Here is a 21990-nt window from a genome sequence, read left to right as displayed (position 1 = left end):
CCCGTTTGGTGCGGGTTGGGTCCGGCGCGTCAGCCTGCGTAGGCGCGGGCTCCCTGGAGCTCGGCCTCGAGGGCCTGCAGCTGCCGTTCGACGGCGGCCGGTGCCGTGCCGCCCTGGGAGTTGCGGCTGTTGAGCGAACCTTCGGTCGACAGGACCGTGCGGACCTCGGGCGTCAGGTGCTCAGAAATCGCAGCGTATTCCTCGTCCGTGAGGTCCCAGAGCTCGACGTCGCGGCTTTCGGCCTGCTTGACGGCGGCGCCGGAGAGCTCGTGCGCCTCGCGGAACGGCACGCCCTGGCGGACCAGCCATTCAGCGATGTCCGTGGCCAGCGCGAAGCCCTGCGGAGCCAGCGACTCCATGCGTTCGCTGTTGAACTTCAGCGTGGCGATCATGCCGGACACGGCCGGGAGCAGCAGCTCCAGGGTGTCGGCGGCGTCGAACACCGGTTCCTTGTCCTCCTGCAGGTCTCGGTTGTACGCGAGCGGCAATCCCTTGAGCGTGGCCAGCAGGCCGGACAGGTTGCCGATGAGGCGCCCCGCCTTGCCGCGGGCGAGCTCGGCGACGTCCGGGTTCTTCTTCTGCGGCATGATCGAGGACCCCGTGGAGTACGAATCGTGCAGCGTGACGAAGGAGAACTCCTTGGTGGCCCAAAGGATGACTTCCTCGGAGATCCGGGACAGGTCCACGCCGATCATGGAGCAGATCCAGGCGAACTCGGCGAAGACATCGCGGGAGGCGGTGCCGTCGATCGAGTTGTGCACGGCGGAGTAGAAGCCCAGGTCCGCGGCCACGGCCTCCGGGTCCAGGCCCAGGGACGAACCCGCCAGGGCACCGGAACCGTACGGCGAGACCCCCGCGCGCTTGTCCCAGTCCTGGAGCCGCTGCACGTCGCGCAGCAGCGCCCAGGCGTGGGCCAACAGGTGGTGGCTGAGCAGGACCGGCTGGGCGTGCTGCAGGTGGGTGCGGCCGGGCATGGCCACGCCCGGGTGGGCCTTGGCCTGCTCCACGAGCGCGTCCACAGTGTCCAGCACGCCGCGGGCGATCAGCCGGGCGTGGTCGCGCAGGAACATGCGGCCGAGGGTGGCCACCTGGTCGTTGCGGGAACGGCCGGCGCGCAGCTTGCCGCCCAGCTGGGTTCCGGCGCGCTCGATCAGGCCACGCTCCAGCGAACCGTGCACGTCCTCGTCGGATTCGGCCGGCAGGTAGGCGCCGCTCGCGACGTCCGCGTCCAGCTGATCCAGGGCCTTGAGCATGCCCTCGAGTTCGGCGTCGTCCAGCAGCCCGGCCTTGTGAAGCACGCGGGCGTGCGCCTTGGAACCGGCGATGTCATAGCGGGCCAGCCGCCAGTCGAAATGCGTGGACTTGCTCAGCGCGGCGAGGGCATCCGCGGGGCCGCCGGCGAAGCGGCCGCCCCACAGGGCGCCTTCGTTGGTTGCCGAGGTCATGTTCAGGCTCCGGCGACGCGCTGGTCGCGGCTGGAGGCAACCTTGGAGGACATGCCCCACAGCTCGATGAAGCCGCGGGCCATCGACTGGTCGAAGGTGTCGCCCGTGTCGTAGGTGGCCAACGAGAAGTCGTACAGCGAGGTGTCCGAGCGGCGGCCGTTGACGATGGCCTGGCCGCCGTGCAGCACCATGCGGATGTCGCCGGAGACGTACTTCTGGGTGTCGTCGATGAAGGCATCCAGGGAGCGCTTGAGCGGGGAGAACCACTGGCCGTCGTAGACCAGCTCCGACCAACGCTGGCCGACGGTGGCCTTGAAGCGGGCCTGCTCACGCTCGATGGTGACGTCCTCGAGGTGCTTGTGCGCGGTGATCAGCGCCATGGCACCCGGAGCTTCGTAGATTTCGCGGGACTTGATGCCGACGAGGCGGTCCTCGACGACGTCGATGCGGCCAACGCCCTGGGCGCCTGCACGGCGGTTCAGTTCCTGGATGGCCTGCAGCGGGGTGACCTTGACGCCGTCGATGGCTACCGGGATGCCGGCTTCGAAGGAAATGGTGACCTCATCCGGGGCCGGCGGGAACTCCGGGGTGGCGGTGTAGTCGTAGATGTCCTTGGTGGGGGCGTTCCAGATGTCCTCGAGGTAGCCGGTCTCGACGGCGCGCCCCCAGACGTTCTGGTCGATCGAGTACGGGTTCTTCTTGGTGGTCTCGATCGGCAGGCCCTTTTCCTCGGCGAAGGCTATGGCCTTGTCGCGGGTCAGGGCGAGGTCGCGGACGGGCGCGATGCACTTCAGGTCCGGACCCAGGGTCTGGATGCCGACCTCGAAGCGGACCTGGTCGTTGCCCTTGCCCGTGCAGCCGTGGGCCACGGTGGTGGCGCCGAATTCGCGGGCGGCCTTGACCAGGTGCTTGACGATGACCGGGCGGGAAATCGCCGAGACCAGCGGGTAGTGGCCCTGGTAGAGGGCGTTGGCCTTCAGCGTGGGCATGGCGTATTCGTTGGCGAACTCGTCGCGGGCGTCGGCCACGTAGGCTTCGACGGCGCCGCAGCCGAGGGCACGCTGGCGGATGGTCTCGAGGGATTCGCCGCCCTGTCCGACGTCGACTGCGACGGCGATGACTTCGGCGCCGGTGGCTTCACCGATCCAGCCGATGGCTACGGACGTATCGAGGCCACCGGAGTAGGCCAGAACAATGCGCTCAGTCACGAGTGTGCTCCTTTGGGAAGATCATCTTGATTGTGAATGACTATACAGCGTTATGCGTATTTATACATATCGACCCAACTGACTCACAGTTGTGGTCGTTTTGGGGCTCAAAACGACGTTAACTGCGAGCTAGTTGGGGTTCGACTCGGCCATCGCCAGGAACCGGGCCGCCAGCTCCTCGCCGCCCTGGGGGTCCCGGGCCACGAGCAGCACGGTATCGTCCCCGGCAATTGTGCCCAGAATCGAGGGCATCACGGAATGGTCGATCGCCAGGGCGAGGAAATTGGCCGCGCCGGGCGGAGTCCTGAGGACCACCAGGTTGGCCGAGGCCTCCGCGGTGACCAGGAGTTCGCCGCAGAGCTTTTCCAGCCGGGCGTCCAGGATTTCCTGGCCCACCCCGCTTGTGGCCGCCCGGTCCCCGCCTTCGCCAGGCACGGCGTAGACCAGCACGCCTTCGCTGCCGCGCACGCGCACGGCACCGATTTCCACGAGGTCGCGGGACAGGGTGGCCTGGGTGACCTGCACGCCGTCGTCCGCCAGCCGGGCGGCGAGTTCGGCCTGCGAACGGACGCTTTCGCCGCGCAGGATCGCGGTGATCCGCGCCTGCCGGGCGGTCTTGGTGGCCGGGCTCGCGCCCGGCACCGGCTGGTTGCTGGACACTAGAAGGTGCTCTCGCCGGTTCCTTCGACGGGGGCCAGACCGTCGACGAAAGCAAGCCCGGAGCGGTGCATCAGCCAGGCCATGAGTGCCTTCTGGGCGTGCAGGCGGTTCTCGGCCTCGTCCCAGACGATCGACTGCGGTCCGTCGATCACGCCTGCGGAGATCTCGTAGCCGCGGTAGGCAGGCAGGCAGTGCAGCACGACGGCGTCCGGTGCGGCCTGCGCCATGGCGGCCTCGTCCACGGAGTAGTCGCGGAACAGCTGGAGCCGGGCTTCCTTTTCGGCTTCCTGGCCCATGGACACCCAGGTGTCGGTGGCGACGACGTCCGCGCCCTTGAGCGCCTCGGCGGCGTCGGTGGTGATGAGCACGGAGCCGCCCGTTTCGGCGGCGCGGGCCTCGGCGGCCGCCACGATGTCCGCCGCGGGCAGGTAGCCCTCGGGGCCGCTGATGCGCACGTGCATGCCCGCGGTGACGCCGGCCAGCAGGTAGGAGTTGGCCATGTTGTTCGCGGCGTCGCCCAGGTACGCCATGGTCAGCCCGGCCAGCTCGCCCTTGTGTTCCTTGACCGTCAGGAGGTCGGCGAGCAGCTGGCAGGGGTGGTAGTCGTCGCACAGGGCGTTGATGACCGGCACCTTGGAGTTTTCGGCCATGGCAACGAGGCGGGCGTGGGCGCCCGTGCGCCACACGATGGTGTGGACCATGCGTTCGAGGACCTTGGCGGTGTCCTCGACCGATTCCTTGTGGCCGATCTGGGCTTCGCCCGGGTTGATGATGAGGGCGGTGCCGCCCATGTCCGCCACGCCAGTGGCGAAGGAGACACGGGTGCGGGTGGAGGTCTTGTCGAAGATGACGGCGACCGTCCTGCGGCCGCTGCCCTCGGCCGCGTAGGGCTGGACGCTGTACGGCGCGGCCTTCATGCGGGCGGCGAGCTCGAGCACCTCGGCCTGTTCGGCCGGGCTGAGGTCGGTGTCCTTAAGGAAGTGGCGTGTGGTGGTCACTGGGATTCCTTCGCGGTCTGCAGGAGGGCGGGCAGGGCGGCCAGGAAACGGCCGGCTTGTTCGGTGCTCAGGATGAGCGGCGGGGCCAGGCGGATGGTGCGGGGGCCGGGGCTGTTGACGATGAACCCGGCGTCGAGCCCGGCCTGCACGACGGCGGGTGCGACGTCGGCGTCCAGGTCGAAGCCGATCAGCAGGCCAACGCCGCGGACTTCCGTGACGCCGTCGACGTCGGCAAGCCCCTTCCGCAGGAAGGCACCCACGGTGCGTGCGTTCTCCAGCACGCCCTGGCTTTCGATCGCGTGCAGGGTGGCGAGGGCGGCGGCGGTGGCCACCGGGTTGCCGCCGAAGGTGGTGCCGTGCTGGCCGGCGGACAGCAGCGACGACGTCGCCTCGCCGAAGGTGATGAGGGCGCCCACCGGGAAGCCGCCTCCCAGGCCTTTGGCCAGGGTGATGGCGTCCGGGACGATTCCTGCATCCTCGCTGGCGAGCCACTTGCCGGTGCGGCCAATGCCGGTCTGCACCTCGTCCAGGATCAGCAGGGCGCCGGCGGCCGTGGTGGCCTCGCGTGCGGCCTGCAGGTATTCGGTACTGAGCGGGCGCACGCCGGCCTCGCCCTGGATGGGCTCGAGGAACACGGCCGCCGTGGTGTCGTCGACGGCGGCGCGCAGGGCTTCGATGTCGCCGAACGGGATGTGGACCACGCCGCCGGGCAGCGGTTCGAACGGGGTCCGGTAGGCTTCCTTGGCCGTCAGGGCCAGGGCTCCCATGGTGCGGCCGTGGAAGGCACCTTCGAGGGCGATGATCTTGCTGCGCTTGCCGTCACTGTTGCGGCGGGCCAGCTTGAAGGCGGCCTCGTTGGCTTCGGTGCCGGAGTTGGCGAAGAACACCTTGGACCCCGCGGGTGCCTTGACCAGGGCCAGCAGCTTTTCGGCGAGCGCGATCTGGGTGGGGCTGGTGAAGAAGTTGGAGACGTGGCCCAGGGTGGCCAGCTGGCTCGCGATCACCGAGGTGACGAAAGGGTGCGCGTGGCCCATGGCGTTGACGGCGATGCCGCCCAGCAGGTCCAGGTACTCCTTGCCGTCGGCGTCCCACACGAGGCAGCCCGCGCCGCGCACCAGCACCCGCTGCGGGGTTCCGAAGACGCCCATCAGCGAGGACGAATAGCGGGACAACCATTCGGCGCCGCTGCCTTGGCCGGCGATTTCACTCGCGGGTGTTGCGTTGGTTTCGACAAGCTCTGCGTCTGAGTGGCTCATGGTGCGCTCTCTTCTTCGTCGGGAACGACCTGCGTGCCGATGCCCGCGGTCGTGAAAGTTTCCAGCAGCATGGAGTGGGCCAGGCGGCCGTCCACGATGTGCGCGCGCTCCACGCCGTCGTCGATCGCCTTCAGGCAGGCCGCCATCTTCGGGATCATCCCGGATTCCAGGCCGGGCAGCATTTCCCGCAGTTCCGAGGCGGTCAGCGAGGAAATCAGCGAGGACTTGTCCGGCCAGTTCGCGTAGAGGCCTTCGACGTCGGTCAGGATCACCAGCTTGGAGGCGCCCAGCGCGGAGGCGACGGCGGCCGCGGCGGTGTCCGCGTTGACGTTCAGCACCTGCCCGGTGGTCTGCCAGCCGGAAGCTGTTCCGGCACCGGAAGAATTGTCGTCGTACGTGATCTCCGGGGCGACCGTGGAGATCACGGGGATGCGGCCGGCGTCGAGGATGTCCCTGATCCCGGTGGGATCGACACCCACTACTTCGCCCACCAGCCCGAGGTCCACTTCCTCGCCGTCCACCACGGTGCCGGTACGCACGGCGCGCAGCAGCCCGCCGTCCTCGCCGGACATGCCCACGGCGTAGGGTCCGTGCGAGTTGATCAGGCCCACCAGTTCGCGGCCCACCTGGCCGGTGAGGACCATGCGGACCACGTCCATGGCCTCGGGCGTGGTGACGCGCAGCCCGCCCTTGAACTCGGATTCGATGCCCAGCCGGCCCAGCATCGAGTTGATCTGCGGGCCGCCGCCGTGCACCACCACGGGGTGGATGCCCACGTGGTGGAGGAACACGATGTCCTCGGCGAAGGCGCGGCGCAGCTCCTCGTTGACCATGGCGTTACCGCCGTACTTGATGACCATGGAAGTGCCGGCAAAGCGCTGGATCCAGGGCAGAGCCTCGATCAGGGTCGCCGCCTTGTCCTGGGCAGCGGCCATGGAGGTGGTCTCGCGGGTGTGGGCGTTCACGGGTTCTCCTGCCTAGCTCGAGTAGGCGCTGTTCTCGTGCACATATTCGTGCGTGAGGTCATTGGTCCAAATGGTGGCTTCGGAATCGCCGGCCTGCAGGTCGATTTCCACGTGCACTTCGCGGGGCTCGAGGTCCACGAGGTTGCGGTCCTCGCCGATGCCGCCGTTGCGGCAGATCTGCACACCGTTGATGGCCACGTTCAGCTGGTCCGCTTCGAAGACGGCGTCCGTGGTGCCGACCGCGGAGAGCACGCGGCCCCAGTTGGGGTCCTTGCCGAAGATGGCGGTCTTGAAGAGGTTGGAGCGGGCCACGGCACGGCTGACAATTTCGGCATCCCGTTCGCTGGCGGCGTTGAAGGTGCGGATGGCGATGTCGTGGCTGGCGCCTTCGGCGTCGCCGATCAGCTTGCGCGCCAGTTCGGCGCTCACCTGGGTGAGTCCGGCCGCAAGCTGCTCGGCGGAGGGCACGGCATCGGAGGCACCGGAGGCAAGCAGGACCACGGTGTCGTTGGTGGACATGCAGCCGTCCGAGTCAGCCCGGTCGAAGGTGACACGCGTGGTGTCCCGCAGCACGACGTCGAGCAATTCCGCCGGGACCTGGGCATCGGTGGTGAGCACCACGAGCATGGTGGCCAGGCCCGGCGCAAGCATGCCGGCGCCCTTCGCGATGCCGCCGATGGTGAATTCCCGGCCTTCGGCGTCGGTGCCGGTGAAGACGGCTTCCTTGGCGACCGTGTCCGTAGTCATGATGGCGGTGGCGGCAGCGGATCCGCCGTCTTCGGACAGTTCAGCAGCGGCGGCTTCGACGCCGGGCAGGATCTTGTCCATGGGCAGCTGTTCGCCGATGAGGCCGGTGGAACAGACCACGACGTCGGAGGCGGAGATGCCCAGCAGTTCGGCGACCTTCTCGGCGGTGGCGTGGGTGTTTTGGAAGCCCTGCGGGCCGGTGCAGGCGTTGGCGCCGCCGGAATTGAGGACCACGGCGTCGACCCGGCCGTCCGAAACCACCTGGCGCGACCAGTGCACGGGCGCGGCGGCCACGCGGTTGGAGGTGAAGACGGCGGCGGCGGCCTTGAGCGGGCCGTCGTTGACCACGAGGGCGAGGTCCGGGTTGCCGGAGGCCTTGATGCCGGCCTTCACGCCGGCGGCGCGGAATCCCTGGGGGGCGGTGATCGTCACGGTGCGACTCCTTGCAGGTTCAGGCCGGCGCTTTCGTCCAGGCCGAGGGCGATGTTCATGGACTGCACGGCACCGCCGGCGGTTCCCTTGGTGAGGTTGTCGATGGCACAGGTAACGATCACACGGCCGGTGTGCGCGTCGAAGGCCAGCTGCATGACGGCATGGTTGGAGCCCTGCACCGACTTGGTGCTGGGCCACTGGCCTTCGGGCAGCAGGTGAACGAAGGGCTCGTCGTCATACGCTTCGGCCCAGGCCTGGCGGAGTTCCGCGGCGGTGATACCGGGCCTTGCCTTGGCGGTGGCGGTGGTGAGGATGCCCCGGCTCATCGGGGCGAGGGTGGGCGTGAAGGACACCGTAACCTGCTCCCCTGCCGCGTTGGACAGGCCCTGCTCGATTTCGGGGGTGTGGCGGTGCCCGCCGCCCACGCCGTAGGGGCTCATGGAACCCATCACTTCGGAGCCGATGAGGTTGACCTTGGCGGCCTTGCCGGCGCCCGAGGTACCGGAGGCGGAGACGATCACGACGTCGTCCGGCAGCAGGAGCTTGTTGGCGAAGCCGGGCGTGAGGGCCAGCAGGGACGAGGTCGGGTAGCAACCCGGAACGGCGATGCGCTTGGCGCCCTTGAGCTTCTCCCGCTGGCCGGGCAGTTCCGGGAGGCCGTAGGGCCAGGTGCCCGCGTGGGCCGAGCCGTAGAACTTTTCCCAGGCGGCGGGGTCCTCGAGGCGGTGGTCCGCTCCGGCGTCGATCACCACGGTGCCTTCGGGCAGCTGGGCCGCAATTTCCGCGGAGGCGCCGTGGGGCAGGGCCAGGAAGACGACGTCGTGGCCGGAGAGGTTCTCCACCGAGGTGTCTTCGAGAATCCGGCTCGCCAGGCCGTGGAGATGCGGCTGCAACTCCCCCAGCCTGGAACCGGCGTTGCTGTGCGCCGTGATGGCGCCGATGGTGACGTTGGGGTGGCCCGCCAGGATGCGCAGCACTTCCCCGCCGGCGTAACCGCTGGCCCCGGAAACGGCAACAGAAATAGTCATGGCAACACTGTAGCTATCCCAACCCCGGACAGCAAAACTATGCATAGTTGTCGATATTTATGCATGGCTGATTTCGCCCGGCCTCATCCTCTTCACATGGATGGCGCTTGCCCCCGGAGCGTATCCTGAGTGAAGGGTGATCCAGACCGTGCAGTCCGAACGTCGGATGCAGCGTTGCCCGTTAGCGATACGGGGCACAAGTACATATGTCACCCACATCCACCGCTGAGCGCCCGAAAACACGCGCCATCCAGCCCAACCCCCTGGTCCGGAGCTATTCCGAGCTTCTCAAGAGCGTCCGCGCCGCGGGCCTGCTGGAACGCCGCCGGGGTTTCTACATCTGGCTCTTCGCGGCCCTCATGACGCTGATGGCCGCAACCTGGCTGGGCTTCGCCCTGATCGGGGATTCCTGGTACCAACTGCTGATCGCGGCCGGAGTCGGCATCTTCTGCACCCAGCTGAGCTTCCTGGCGCACGAGGCCGGCCACAAGCAGATCTTCGCGTCCCGCCGGGCGAACGACTGGTCGGCCCGGCTCCTGGCCACCGGGATCGCAGGGATCAGCTACTCCTGGTGGGAACAGAAGCACGGCGCCCACCACAACCACCCCAACGTCATCTCCAAGGATCCGGACATCCGGAACAACGCGTTGGTGTTCTACCCGGAAGCTGCGTCCGCACGCACCGGGCGCTTCGCCTTCCTGACCCGCAAACAGGGCTGGTTCTTCTTCCCCTTGCTGGGCCTGCTGGGAATCAGCCTCCAGTTCGACTCGGTGCGCTTCGTCCTGGGCCGCGGCACAGTTCGCCACCGTTGGGTGGAAGCGCCCATCCTGCTGGTCCGTCTCCTCGCCCTTCCGGTGCTGGCCTTCACCTTCCTGCCCCTGGGCATGGCCTTCGCCTTCCTCGGGGTGCAAATCGTGGTGTACGGCTTCTACATGGGAGCCTCCTTCGCCCCGAACCACAAAGGCATGCCGGTGCTCCCCGCGGACAGCCGGGTGGACTTCCTGAGCAGGCAGGTCCTGACCTCACGGAACATCTCCGGCGGCCGGTTCATGGACTTCCTGCTGGGCGGGCTGAACCGCCAGGTGGAGCACCATCTCTTTCCGGACATGGCCCGCCCGCAGCTCCACCGGGCCACAGCGATCGTGCGCAGCTTCTGCGCCACCCACTCGATTCCCTACACCGAGACCACCCTCATGCAGTCCTATGGAATCGTGGTCCGCTACCTCAACGAAGTGGGCCTGTCTGCGGGCCGCGGATTCGACTGCCCGGTCGCCTCGGTGCACGGTCGCCGCTGAGCCGTCAGCAGCCGCGGCCGGCTCCGCCTGCGGCACGCCCTGCAGGCATGTTCCCAGCGTCCCTCCCTAGGATGGGTTGAGTGGACCGGGCGCGGAAAGACCTGCCCGGAGCAAAGGAGAGCCATGACGCACGCCATCATTGCCCGGCAACCCGGAGGACCCGAAGTACTCGAATACCGTGAGGCGGAAATGCCGGTCCCGGGGGCGGGACAGCTCCTGGTCAAGGTCGCCGCCACGGGCGTCAACTTCGTCGAGACCTACCAGCGCAGCGGCCTCTACAAGGTGGCGTTCCCCTTCGTGCCGGGCTCGGAATGCTCCGGAACCGTGGAGGCCGTGGGCGAGGGCGTCGAACTCTTCAGCGTCGGCGACCGGGTGGCCACGGCGGAAGGCGCCCGCAGCTACGCCGGGTACACCCTCGTCGAGGAGCACAAGGCACTGCCCGTTCCGGACGGCGTCGACGATTTCACCGCCGCCGCCCTCCCGCTGCAGGGCATGACCGCGCACTTCCTGATGAACTCCTCCTTCCGGGTGGAGCCCGGCCAGACAGTTCTCGCCCATGCCGGCGCGGGCGGTGTGGGCCTGCTCCTGACCCAACTGCTCAAGGCCCGCGGGGCGCGGGTCATCACCACGGTGTCCACCGACGAAAAGGAGGCGTTGTCCCGTGAGGCGGGCGCCGACGTCGTGCTCCGGTACGACGGGTTCGCGCAGAAGGTCCGCGAACTGACCGACGGCGAAGGCGTGCACGCGGTGTTCGACGGCGTCGGCAAGGACACCTTCGATGCCTCGTTGGAAAGCCTGCGAGTGCGCGGTTCGATGGTCCTGTACGGCGCCGCGTCCGGGCCGGTCCCGCCCGTCGACCCGATGCGGCTGCACGCGGGCGGCTCGCTGAGCCTCACCCGTCCCACCGTGGGCCACTTCCTGCAGAACGCACAGGAACGCCACTGGCGCTCGGCGGAAATCTTCGACGCCGCGGCCAGGGGCGCGCTCAAGGTGCGCATCGGCGCCCGCTACCCGCTGCCCGAAGCGGCACAGGCCCACCGCGACCTCGAAGGCCGCAGGACCACCGGCAAGGTCCTGCTGGTTCCCTAACAGCCTGTTTGGCTGGGTGACGACACGGTGACGCGGGGACGAAAAATGTCACCATTTGTTCATCTTCGTGGGTAAGGCTCCTGTAGTGACACAGGAGCAAGACACACGGGCCCCGACCCAGGGCCTTACCAGCGGCGCATACCTGCCGCAGTTTCCCGGCGCCGCCGCGGCTCCCCCGCAGCGCACGCTGGTGGACATCCTCGAAGACACCGCGCGGCGCTTCCCCGAGGCCTCGGCCCTGGACGACGGCAGCAAATCGTTGAGCTACGCCGAGCTCCTCAAAGCGGTCCGCGCCTTCGGGCGGACGCTGCACGGCCGGGGGCTCGGTGCCGGGGACAAGATCGGCGTCCGGATCCCCTCGGGCAGCAACGACCTCTATATAGCGATCCTCGGCATCCTGCTGGTGGGTGCCGCCTACGTCCCGGTGGACGCGGACGACCCCGAGGAACGGGCCCGCCTGGTCTTCGGGGAGGCCCGGGTGGCCGGCATGGTGACCGCGGGCCTCGCCGTGGATGTCACCGGCGACCGCCCGGCGCCCTTCCCGTCGCCGCGGAAACCTGGCCTGGACGACGACTCCTGGATCATCTTCACCTCCGGCTCCACCGGCACCCCCAAGGGCGTGGCCGTGCAGCACCGGTCCTCCGCGGCCTTCGTGGACGCCGAGGCGCGGCTCTTCCTGCAGGCGGAGCCGATCGGCCCCCAGGACCGGGTCCTCGCCGGCCTGTCCGTGGCCTTCGACGCCTCCTGCGAAGAAATGTGGCTGGCCTGGCGGCACGGCGCCTGCCTGGTCCCGGCGCCGCGCGCCCTGGTCCGCTCCGGTATGGACCTCGGCCCCTGGCTGATCAACCACGGCATCTCCGTGGTATCCACGGTGCCCACCCTGGCGGCGCTGTGGCCGGCGGAAGCCCTGGAAAACGTCCGGCTGCTGATCTTCGGCGGCGAAGCCTGCCCGCCGGAGCTCGCCGAACGGCTCGCCGTGGACGGCCGGGAGGTCTGGAACACCTACGGGCCCACCGAGGCCACGGTGGTTGCCTGCGCCGCTCCCCTTGGCGGACCCGGCCCCGTGCGGATCGGGCTGCCGCTGGACGGCTGGGACCTCGCCGTCGTCGATCCTGCCGGCGTTCCAGTGCCCGAAGGCGAAACCGGCGAACTGATCATCGGCGGCGTCGGGCTGGCCCGCTACCTGGACCCGGCCAAGGACGCCGAGAAATATGCGCCGATGCCTACCCTGGGCTGGGAGCGGGCCTACCGTTCCGGCGACCTGGTGCGCTACGAACGCGAAGGCCTCATTTTCCAGGGCCGCGCCGACGAACAGGTGAAACTGGGCGGCCGCAGGATCGAACTCGGCGAGGTGGACGCCGCCCTGCAGGCGCTGCCGGGCATCGCGGGGGCCGCCGCGGCGGTGCGCACGACGGCGGCCGGGAACCAGATCCTGGTAGGTTACCTTGCACCGGCGGAGGCCGTGAATCCGGACCTTGCCGAAGCCCGCAAGCTGCTGGCCGAAAGCCTTCCCGCCGCCCTCGTCCCGCTGCTGGCGGTGGTGGACTCGCTGCCCACGAAGACCAGCGGCAAGGTGGACCGCAACGCCCTCCCCTGGCCCCTGCCCGGCGCGTCGGCAGCGGCCGCGGACGTCCCGCCACTGGAACTCCCGGCCGATGCGGCGTGGATCGTGGAGCAGTGGGAATCTGTGCTCGGGACCCCGGTGACCTCCCTGGACGCCGACTTCTTCGCCTACGGCGGCGGTTCACTCGCCGCGGCGCAGCTGGTCTCCGCCCTGCGCGTCCGCTACCCAACCATCACGGTGGCCGAAATCTACGCGACGCCGCGCGTCGGGGCCCTGGTCGAGGCGGCCCGGCAGTCGCTGCCCGACGGCGGCACCGCGGTAGCCGCCGTCGAACGTCCCGTGCGTCCCACCGCCCTGAAGTCCCAGCTGTTCCAGACACTGATGGGGATCTTCCTGAACATCCTCACCGGCATGCGCTGGCTCACGTACCTAATGGCCGCCAACCGGCTGCTGGCAGACCTTGCCGGGTTCAGCGCGGCCCCGGTGGTGTCCTGGTGGTGGATCCTGGCCTCCTGGCTGGTGTTCGTCAGCCCCCTGGGGCGCATGGCGATCGCGGTCGCGGCGGCCCGGATCCTGCTGCGCGGCGTCCGGCCCGGAAGCTACCCGCGCGCCGGCAAGGTGCACCTGCGCCTGTGGCTGGCCGAGCAGGTCCAGGACCTGGCCGGCGCCATCAGCCTCGCCAGCGCTCCGTGGGTGCCCTACTACGCCCGGGCCCTTGGCGCGAAGATCGGCAACAACGTGCACCTGCACTCCCTGCCGCCGGTCACCGGCCTGCTGTCACTGGGCAGCGGCAGCAACATCGAGCCCGAGGTCGACCTGTCCGGCTGGTGGGTGGACGGCGACTCGGTGCACATCGGCGCGATCCACATCGGCGCCGGTGCCACGGTGGGCGCTCGCAGCACTCTCATGCCCGGCACCACCATCGGCGCCGGAGCCCGGGTGGAGGCAGGCTCCGCGGTGCTGGGCAAGGTCAAAGCCGGCCACCTGGTGGCCGGCTCGCCCGCCGAACGCCGGGGCAATGCGAAAGACGACTGGCCCGAGGCCCCGGCAACGTCCCGGGGCGTCCGGCGGCTCTGGTTCGCCGCATTCGCCGGAGCCTCCGCGCTGCTCGCTTTGATCCCCTACGCCTCGGCCTTCGCGGGCGGCCTTATGGTGCTGGCCTTCATCCGCGGAAAGTCGTCGCTGCAGGCGGCCCTGCCGGAACTCCTGCTCTCGGTGCCCCTCGCCGCCCTGGCCTGGTTCGTGTGCAACCTGCTCCTGGTCCTGGTGGTCACGCGGCTGCTTGGCCTGGGCCTGAAGGAGGGCTATTACCGGGTCCAAAGCCGCGCCGGCTGGCAGGTCTGGGCCACGGAACGGGTGCTGGACCTGGCCAGGGACCTGCTGTTCCCGATCTACGCCAGCCTCTTCACCCCCGTCTGGCTGCGCCTGCTCGGCGCCACGGTGGGCAGGAACGTGGAAGCCTCCACGGTGCTGCTCCTGCCGAAGATGACGACGATCGGCGACGGCGCATTCCTGGCCGACGACACCATGGTGGCCTCCTACGAACTGGGCGGGGGCTGGATCAAGATCGCCCCGGCCAAGATCGGCAAACGCTCCTTCCTCGGCAACTCCGGGATGACCGCCGCCGGCCGCAGCGTGCCCAAGAACTCCCTCGTGGCCGTCCTGTCCGCCACTCCGGCGAAGGCGAAGTCCGGCACCTCGTGGCTGGGCAGCCCGCCGGTCCGGCTCCGCCGTACGGTGGTCGACGCGGACAAGAGCCTCACCTTCAACCCTTCGGCCGCACTGAAGACCCGGCGCGGGCTGTGGGAACTCTGCCGCCTGGTGCCGGTCGTGCTCACGGCGGGCATCGCCGTCGGGATCATGCTGGTGCTCGACGGGATCGCCTCCAGCACGTCCTACTGGGTGGCCGCCCTCCTGGGCGGGGTCGTGATGCTGCTCGCGGGCGCCGTGGCCGCGCTCAGCTCGGTGGCCGCCAAGTGGCTGCTGGTGGGCAGGATCAGGGCCGGCGAGCATCCCCTGTGGAGTGCGTTCATCTGGCGCAACGAGGTGGTGGACACCTTCATCGAGATGGTCAGCGCCCCCTGGTTTGCCCGCGCCGCCGCCGGGACGCCCGCCCTGGTGTGGTGGCTGCGGGGGCTTGGCGCGAAGATCGGCCGCGGCACCTGGTGCGAGAGCTACTGGCTGCCTGAGGCCGATCTGGTGAGCCTTGGCAGGAGCGCCACTGTGAACCGGGGCTGCGTGGTGCAGACCCACCTGTTCCACGACCGGATCATGGCGATCGACACCGTGGTCCTGGGCGACGGCGCCACCATGGGCCCGCACGGGGTGATCCTTCCCCAGGCGAGCATCGGCAACGGCGGAACCGTGGGGCCGGCATCCCTGGTAATGCGCGGCGAGGCCGTACCGGCGGGGACGTACTGGATGGGCAACCCCGTCAGCCCGTGGGCGGGACCGTAAGAGTGCGCGCCGCGCGGCCGGTAGCGTAGCACCATGACCCGTAACGAGACATCGCCCGGCGCCACGGCCGACCGCTACACCCTGCGGCACGGAAGCCCGGCGTTCCGGGTAGAACGCTATGAGCTGGACCTGGACTACGCACTGGGCAGCAACCGGCTGAGCGGCCGGGCGGTGCTGCGCTGCGTTGCCCTGCAGGACATCCAGCAGATCATGCTGGACCTGGTAGGGCTCAAAACCGCCAAGGTGCTGGTGGACGGAAAGAAGCCACCAAAGTTCGGTGCCCGCGGAGAGCACCTGGCCATCACGGCCAAGGATCCGCTGAGGGCCGGGCAATCCTTCACCGTGGAGGTCCGCTACGAGGGAAATCCGCGGCCGCGGCGCGGGCTCTGGGGCGAGGTCGGTTGGGAAGAACTGGACGACGGCGTGCTGGTCGCCGGACAGCCGAACGGTGCCCCTTCCTGGTTCCCGTGCAACGACCACCCGCGCCATAAGTCCACCTACCTGATCAGCGTGACCACGGACGACAACTACCGGGCCATCTGCAACGGACGCCTCATCTCGCACAGCCGCAAGTCCAGCCGCGAAACCTGGGTGTACGAGCAGCTCGACCCGATGGCCACGTACCTGGCCACCGTCCAGATCGGCCGCTACGAACTGCTGCCGCTCGACGGGAGCCACAACGCGCACCACGCCGAGGCACCCTGGCCCGCCGCCATCCCGCAGTTCCTCGCGGCCACCGCGCCCATGGCGTCCGCTGCCCGGGAGGGACTGGCCCGGCAACGGGAGATGATGCGCACCTTCGTTGACTGCTTCGGCCCCTATCCGTTCGAGGAATACACGGCCGTGGTCACCGAGGACGCGCTTGAGATCCCGCTCGAGGCCCAGACGCTTTCGATCTTCGGCCGCAACCATCTGGGACAGGATTGGGAGTCGCAGCGGCTGATCGCCCATGAGCTGTCGCACCAGTGGTTCGGGAACTCCCTGACCGTGTCCAGCTGGCAGGACATCTGGCTGCACGAAGGCTTCGCCTGCTACGCGGAATGGATCTGGTCCGAGGAATCCCGGGTGATGCCCCTGGCCGGACGGGCGGCCGCGGCTTGGCGGAAGCTCAACAATGAGGCCCAGGACCTGCTGGTCGGCGACCCGGGACCCAGGCTCCTTTTCGACGACCGCGTCTACAAGCGCGGCGCCCTGGCACTGCATGCCGTGCGGACGGCCTGCGGCGACGAAGCATTCTTTGGCCTGCTCCGCCGGTGGACGGCGGACTTCAGGCACGGCTCGGTCTCCACCGCCGATTTCGTGGCCACCGCGGACAGCGTTGTGCCCGGCCTGGATTGCGCTGCCGTGCTGGAACCGTGGCTCTACCACAAGGCCCTGCCGCCGCTCCCTGAGGGCCGCTAGTAGAAGGCGACGGCGGCAACAAGGTTCGCGGGCACCGGCGCCGCAAGTTCCAGCCCGGGGTCCGTCCCGTCCAGCGCGAGATCCGCCACACCAGGCAGGTCCAGGGCATCCACGGTGGCCGGGTCCCGGCGCAGGCCTTCGCCGCTGCGTTTCAGCCAGGCTTCCTTCCGTGCCCAAAGCAGCGCCCGCCCGTGGCTCCGCTCCCCCGCCGGCAGTCCCTGCACCCAGCGCTGTTCCCTGGCACCCAGTGCCACCGCGTCGAAACCGTCCGCGCCGAAGCCCGCAACGGCGAGCCTGCCGCTGTCTTCCAGGTCAGTCCCAAGCGCCGTGCCGGCTTCCGGATGCGCGACGCCGGCCAGCAGCACCCGGCCCGCCGCCCGGGAGGCGCTGAGCAGCAGCGGCGCGGGGCCGCCGTCGAGCAGGTACGCGGGACGGCCGTGGCCGGCGTCCGGACCGCACTGCGGGCAGTCGTAGCGCGCCACCAGGCGGCCGGGATCGACTTCCAGCAGGCCGGCGGCGAACAGCAGCAGGGCCGCCCGTCCGGCGAGGAATTCCTGCCGGTCGCGCTCGTGCGCGAAGGCGGCGGCCCGGGCGCCGGCGGCGCCGCGGAGCACCGACGCCGTGACGGCAACAGGTGCCGTCACGGCGTCGAGCGTTTCCAGGCGCAGTGCCAGCCCGGCCATATCCGTCAGCGCTGCACGGCTCCGAAGCGTTCCGCGGCGACGGCGACGGCCGCCTCGCGGGCCTCCGATGCTTCGTCGGCGGTGAGGGTGCGGTCCGTTGCCCGGAAGCGCAGGCCGAAGGCGAGGGACTTCTTGCCGTCCTCGATGCCCTTGCCGACGTAGACGTCGAACAGCGCCACGTCCTCAAGCAACTCGCCGGCGCCTTCGCGGAGGGCCGCCAGCACGGCGTCGGCCGGCACGTCCTGCGGAACCACCAGTGCCACGTCCTGGGTGGCGACCGGGAAACCGGAGATGTGCTTGGCGACGATGACGTCCGCTGCGGCGTCGAAGATGGCATCCGCGTCCAGTTCCATGGCCACCGAACGGGCGGGCATGTCGTGCGCGGCCAGAAGCTTCGGGTGCAGCTCACCGGCGTAGCCCACCACCTCGCCCGAGCGCAGCGCCAGCTGGGCGGCGCGTCCCGGGTGGAATGCCTGGTGGCTTCCCTGGCTGACCACGAGCTCGACGCCAAGTACGTCGCCCACCAGGCGGGCGGCGTCGAGGGCGTCGGCCCAGTCCCACGGGCGCGGGGCGTGGCCGGCGGCAGCGGGCGAATCGTGGCCGCACATCAGGGCGGCGATGTGAAGGGGCTGGTCCGGGACGCCGTCGAATAGTCCGTCCAGGACCTCCGGGGCCGGCTTGGCGCCGAGTGGCGGAATGGACTCCGTGCCGAGCTTCCCGTCCGGCAGGAAGACCAGGCCCGCCTCGTACAGGGCGAGGTCGCGGAAGCCGCGGGACAGGTTGCGGCGGGCCGCCTCGATCAGTCCGGGCAGCACCGAGGTGCGCAGGTAGCCGTGCTCCTCGCTGATCGGGTTGGCCAGCTTGAGGGCTTCGCGGCCGGCACCTTCCTCGGCGACCCCGAAGGTGTCGTTGGCGGCCTTCGAGACGAACGGGTAGGACAGTACCTCGGTGAGTCCGGCGTCGGCCAGGGCCTGGACCACGCGGCGCTTCTGCTGCTGCGTGCGGGTCAGACCGCGGCCGGGAGGGGCTACCGGCAGGGTTGCCGGGATGTTCTCGTAACCCACCAGCCGGGCGATTTCCTCGGACAGGTCTTCCTTGGTCTCCAGATCCTGGCGCCAGCTCGGGGCCGTGACCCGGTACCCGTCCGCTGTCTTTTCGACAGCGGCCCCCAGGTCTTCGAGGCAGGTGGTGATCTGCTCTTCGCTGAAGTCGATGCCGATGCGTTCGGACGCGAAGGACGCGGGCAGTTCGATCGTGGCGGTTTCCGGTGCGGTCCCGACGTCGGTACCGGCCTCATCGGCGGTGCCGCCCGCCAGTTCCACCAGCAGGTCCACCACGCGCTGGGCGGCGACACCGGCGAGCTGCCAGTCGACGCCGCGTTCGAAGCGCTTGGACGCCTCGGACGGCAGCTTGTGGCGGCGGCGGGCGCGGGCAATCGACACCTCATCGAAGTGGGCGGCCTCGACCAGGATGTTGGTGGTGGAGTCGGACACTTCGGTGTTGGCCCCGCCCATGACGCCGGCGATGCCGATGGCTCCGGAATCGTCGGTGATCAGCAGGTCCTCGACGTCGAGTGCGCGTTCCTTGCCGTCCAGCGTGAGGATCTTCTCCCCCGCTGCGGCGCGCCGCACCACAATGTCCCCGGCGAGCTTGTCCAGGTCGTAGCAGTGGTTCGGCTGGCCGAGCTCCAGCATGACGTAGTTGGAGATGTCCACCGGCAAGGAGATGGAGCGGATCCCGGCCAGGCGCAGCCGCGAGACCATCCACGGCGGCGTGGGACGGGTGGCGTCCACGCCGCGCACGGTGCGGGCAACGAAGCGGTCGCAGCCGGGCTTGCCGTAGATGGGTGCGTCGTCGTTCAGCTTGACGCCGTAGCCGCCGGACAGGGCCGCCGGGGCGTTGACCTTCGACGCCGGATCGGTGAAGGCCGTCCCGGTGGCGTGGGCGTATTCGCGGGCCACGCCGCGGATGGAGAAGGCGTAGCCGCGGTCGGGCGTGACGTTGATTTCCGCTGCCTGGTCGTAGAGGCCGAGCAGTTCCATGGCGTCGGTCCCGATTTCGGGGTCGAGGCCGATCCGGGACAGCACCAGGATGCCGTCGTGGTCCTCGCCGATGCCGAGCTCGCGGACGGAGGCGATCATGCCGGCGGACAGGTGCCCGTAGGTCTTGCGGGCAGAGATGTGGAAGTCGCCGGGCAGCACGGCGCCGGGCAGGGTGACCACTACCTTGTCCCCTTCCACGAAGTTGTGGGCGCCGCAGACAATGCCCTGCACGCCGGACGGGTCGATGCCCTTGCCGGTGAGGATCTGCTCCTGCCCTTCAGGGACTACACGGACCTGGCACCAATTGATGGTCTTGCCGTTGGACTGCGGTTCCTTGACCAGGCTCAGCACCTGCCCGACGACGATCGGGCCCTGCAGGGTGTCCGTGGGGCGGTGGACGGCTTCTTCCTCAAAACCAACTTTGACGAGCTCGGCCATGACGTCTTCGGCCGTGGCTCCGGCCGGTACCTGCGCGAATTCACGCAGCCAGGAAAGGGGGATACGCACTGTTAGATCTCCATCCCGAAGTGCTCGCTGAAACGTACATCGCCTTCGATCATGTCGCGCATGTCGCTGACCTCATTGCGGAACATGAGGGTGCGCTCGATGCCCATGCCGAAGGCAAAACCTGAATACTCCTCCGGGTCGATGCCGGCGGCGCGGAGCACGTTCGGGTTTACCATGCCGCAGCCGCCCCATTCGATCCAGCGGGGGCCGCCCTTGGCGCCGGGGTGCCAGATGTCCAGTTCGGCGGACGGTTCGGTGAAGGGGAAGTAGTTCGGGCGCAGGCGGATGGAGGCTTCCTCGCCGAACATCTGGCGCGCGAAGTGTTCCAGCGTTCCGCGGAGATCGGCCATGCTGAGGTTCTTGTCGATGGCCAGGCCTTCGAACTGGTGGAACACCGGGGTGTGCGTGGCATCGAGTTCGTCGGTACGGAACACCTTGCCCGGGCACAGCACGTAGATGGGCACCTCGCGCTCCAGCATCGAGCGCACCTGCACCGGGGAGGTGTGCGTGCGCATGAGCAGATGGGCTTCGGGGGGTTCCACGAAGAAGGTGTCCTGCATTTCGCGCGCCGGGTGGTCCGGCTTGAAGTTCAGGGCGTCGAAGTTGAACCATTCCGACTCGACCTCGGGGCCCTCGGCGATCTCCCAGCCCATGCCTACGAAGATGTCCGCCACACGGTCCTGCAGCGTGGACAGCGGGTGCCGGGCACCGGCACGGCGGCGGCGCGGAGCTGCCGTGACATCCACCGTCTCTTCGATAAGGATGCGGGCGTCGTTTTCTGCTTCGAGCTCCGCGGTGCGGGCGGCGAGAGCCTGGTTGACGCGGCCGCGGGAGGCGCCCATTAGCTTGCCGGCGGCGGCCTTGTGTTCCTTGGCCAGCCCGCCGATTTCGCGGTTGGCCAGGCTCAGGGGCGACTTCTCCCCCGTGTGGGCCAGGCGGACGGCCTTGAGTTCTTCGAGCGAGGACGCGGCGGCAATGGCGGCGACGGCGGCCTCGACGGCGGCGGTGATGGCGGCCTCATCCAACGGGTTCGGGATGGCGGCGCCCGGCAAAGTGTCAGTCATCTACTGTTCTTAGCTACGAGTCGGAAGTGTCCTTCGCCGGCCAGCAGCACGGCAAAGACAAAGGGGCAACGCTCACCGGATCCTCCGGCGGGCATTACCCCCCAGTCTAGTTGAACGCCGCGGCCGGGATTTAACCCGTCCGCGATTCAGGCAGGTCCGTCCCGGCCGGGCTGCGCGGGCGGGGTGCCGGGCTGCGCCGGCGGGTGTCCCGGCACGGGCGGCGCGGCCCCGGGCGGAGGTCCAGCCGGGGGCGGGCCGGCCGGCGGCGGGCTTTGCGGTGGTGTGAACTGCGGCGGCGGCATGTACGACGGTGGCGGCATGTTCGACGGCGGTGCTGCCGCCGTCGGGCCCGGCACTGGCGCCCCGGGCACCGGTCCGCCGCCCGGTGCAGCCGGCGCCGGCCACCCGGCCGGTGCCGGCTGGGCCTTGCGGCGGGACAGCAGCACGAACAGCAGGATGAGGCCGGCGATCACCACCAGCAGGGCGATGCCGCCCCACAGAATCCATAGCGGGAACCCGGCTGAGCTTTCCGCTTTGACCCTGATCTGCTTGGCGTCCGTGGCCAGGAAGTCGATGGTGGCGGCATTGCCGTCGATCTTCGCGCCGTTGGCCTCCACGATCTTTCCAGGGAAGGTCACTTTCAGGACCGCTTCGTCGAAGATGGCCTTGGCGATCTGCGCGCCCTGCGGGTCGGTTGAATCGTTGGAAAGGTTCCCCATGGTCAGGACGTAGAAGTCGCCTTCCTTGACCAGGCTCAGCTTGTTGGCGGAGTCTTCTTCGGCCTCGGCGATCTTCGCGGGATCGATGTTGACGGCGCTGATCCGCTTCCCCTTGTAATCGGCGTCTTCAAACTCTTCGACCTTCGCCCCCTCGGGGATGGTCATGTCCGCCGAACCGTCGTTCGCCTTCATGAATTCGTCGAAGGACTTGCCCTTCAGGACGTCCTTCTGGAGCGCGTAGACCACCTCATAGTCGACGCTCTTCTCGCTGTGGACCTTGATGTCCATGTTGAGCTTGAAACAACCGGTCAGTGAAAAGAGCACGGCCACCAGAACAGCGGTGGCGGCGACGGCGCGTCCAGGCCGCATGATTCCCCCCGATCTAGTCCACCAAGGGTTCCTGGTGTTTGCAGGTTCAGAGTAGCTTTGC

At 69.0% G+C, this 21990-nt stretch carries 16 protein-coding genes; 4 read left to right on the top strand and 12 right to left on the bottom strand.

The features are described from left to right. Positions 1 to 29 precede the first annotated feature (29 nt). From argH to argC, 8 genes are all read right to left on the bottom strand, one after another. Positions 30 to 1445 carry an argininosuccinate lyase gene (gene argH / locus BLP88_RS11370; RefSeq protein ID WP_074589269.1) on the bottom strand — a complete coding sequence of 472 codons (1416 nt, stop codon included), beginning with the start codon at positions 1443 to 1445 and terminating at the stop codon, positions 30 to 32. A gap of 2 nt (positions 1446 to 1447) precedes the next feature. Then, positions 1448 to 2653: an argininosuccinate synthase gene (locus BLP88_RS11365; RefSeq protein WP_074589267.1), complete on the bottom strand. Its 1206-nt coding sequence runs from the start codon at positions 2651 to 2653 to the stop codon at positions 1448 to 1450. Between the two features lie 129 nt (positions 2654 to 2782). After that, positions 2783 to 3313, bottom strand: a complete 531-nt coding sequence (locus tag BLP88_RS11360; RefSeq protein ID WP_074589265.1) for an arginine repressor — start codon at positions 3311 to 3313, stop codon at positions 2783 to 2785. Continuing rightward, positions 3313 to 4311, bottom strand: a complete 999-nt coding sequence (gene argF / locus BLP88_RS11355; protein ID WP_074589263.1) for an ornithine carbamoyltransferase — start codon at positions 4309 to 4311, stop codon at positions 3313 to 3315. The genes BLP88_RS11360 and argF overlap by 1 nt, the downstream gene beginning before the upstream one ends. After that, positions 4308 to 5567 (bottom strand): acetylornithine transaminase, encoded by a 1260-nt coding sequence (locus BLP88_RS11350; protein ID WP_084111091.1) that lies wholly within the window; start codon positions 5565 to 5567, stop codon positions 4308 to 4310. Before BLP88_RS11350 ends, argF begins: the two co-directional genes overlap by 4 nt. Further along, positions 5564 to 6532 (bottom strand): acetylglutamate kinase, encoded by a 969-nt coding sequence (gene argB, locus BLP88_RS11345; RefSeq protein ID WP_074589261.1) that lies wholly within the window; start codon positions 6530 to 6532, stop codon positions 5564 to 5566. Before argB ends, BLP88_RS11350 begins: the two co-directional genes overlap by 4 nt. Before the next feature lie 12 nt (positions 6533 to 6544). Continuing rightward, positions 6545 to 7711 (bottom strand): bifunctional glutamate N-acetyltransferase/amino-acid acetyltransferase ArgJ, encoded by a 1167-nt coding sequence (argJ, locus tag BLP88_RS11340; RefSeq protein WP_074589259.1) that lies wholly within the window; start codon positions 7709 to 7711, stop codon positions 6545 to 6547. Then, complete coding sequence (gene argC / locus BLP88_RS11335; RefSeq protein ID WP_074589258.1) at positions 7708 to 8739, bottom strand: N-acetyl-gamma-glutamyl-phosphate reductase; 1032 nt, start codon at positions 8737 to 8739, stop codon at positions 7708 to 7710. The genes argJ and argC overlap by 4 nt, the downstream gene beginning before the upstream one ends. Before the next feature lie 206 nt (positions 8740 to 8945). Between argC and BLP88_RS11330 the strand changes: the two genes are divergently transcribed. The 4 genes from BLP88_RS11330 to BLP88_RS11315 all read left to right on the top strand — a co-directional run bounded on the left by BLP88_RS11330 (position 8946) and on the right by BLP88_RS11315 (position 16545). Continuing rightward, positions 8946 to 10034, top strand: coding sequence for a fatty acid desaturase family protein (locus BLP88_RS11330; protein ID WP_074589256.1), 1089 nt, complete (start codon positions 8946 to 8948; stop codon positions 10032 to 10034). 123 nt (positions 10035 to 10157) lie between these two features. Beyond that, the gene (locus BLP88_RS11325; RefSeq protein WP_074589254.1) at positions 10158 to 11123 is read left to right on the top strand and encodes a quinone oxidoreductase family protein; all 966 of its coding nucleotides are present in this window, start codon (positions 10158 to 10160) and stop codon (positions 11121 to 11123) included. An 85-nt stretch (positions 11124 to 11208) separates the two neighbouring features. Further along, on the top strand, positions 11209 to 15144 hold the full coding sequence (locus BLP88_RS11320; protein WP_074589252.1) for a Pls/PosA family non-ribosomal peptide synthetase: 3936 nt from the start codon (positions 11209 to 11211) through the stop codon (positions 15142 to 15144). Between the two features lie 33 nt (positions 15145 to 15177). Further along, on the top strand, positions 15178 to 16545 hold the full coding sequence (locus BLP88_RS11315; RefSeq protein WP_074589251.1) for a M1 family metallopeptidase: 1368 nt from the start codon (positions 15178 to 15180) through the stop codon (positions 16543 to 16545). Here BLP88_RS11315 and BLP88_RS11310 read toward each other — a convergent pair. The 4 genes from BLP88_RS11310 to BLP88_RS11295 form a co-directional block, all read right to left on the bottom strand. After that, positions 16542 to 17228 carry a 4'-phosphopantetheinyl transferase superfamily protein gene (locus BLP88_RS11310; protein ID WP_074589249.1) on the bottom strand — a complete coding sequence of 229 codons (687 nt, stop codon included), beginning with the start codon at positions 17226 to 17228 and terminating at the stop codon, positions 16542 to 16544. The genes BLP88_RS11315 and BLP88_RS11310 overlap by 4 nt on opposite strands. Positions 17229 to 17233: 5 nt before the next feature. Continuing rightward, the gene (gene pheT, locus BLP88_RS11305) at positions 17234 to 19777 is read right to left on the bottom strand and encodes a phenylalanine--tRNA ligase subunit beta (RefSeq protein WP_074589248.1); all 2544 of its coding nucleotides are present in this window, start codon (positions 19775 to 19777) and stop codon (positions 17234 to 17236) included. 2 nt (positions 19778 to 19779) lie between these two features. Beyond that, entirely contained in the window at positions 19780 to 20841 is a 1062-nt protein-coding gene (pheS, locus tag BLP88_RS11300; protein ID WP_074589246.1) for a phenylalanine--tRNA ligase subunit alpha, read from the bottom strand. 146 nt (positions 20842 to 20987) lie between these two features. Then, on the bottom strand, positions 20988 to 21929 hold the full coding sequence (locus BLP88_RS11295; RefSeq protein WP_074589245.1) for an LppM family (lipo)protein: 942 nt from the start codon (positions 21927 to 21929) through the stop codon (positions 20988 to 20990). Positions 21930 to 21990: the final 61 nt, after the last annotated feature.

This window comes from Arthrobacter cupressi (assembly GCF_900099975.1).
Lineage (GTDB): Bacteria > Actinomycetota > Actinomycetes > Actinomycetales > Micrococcaceae > Arthrobacter > Arthrobacter cupressi.
Note: the sequence above shows the minus strand (reverse complement) of the source record. Positions and strands in the feature narration are given on the sequence as shown.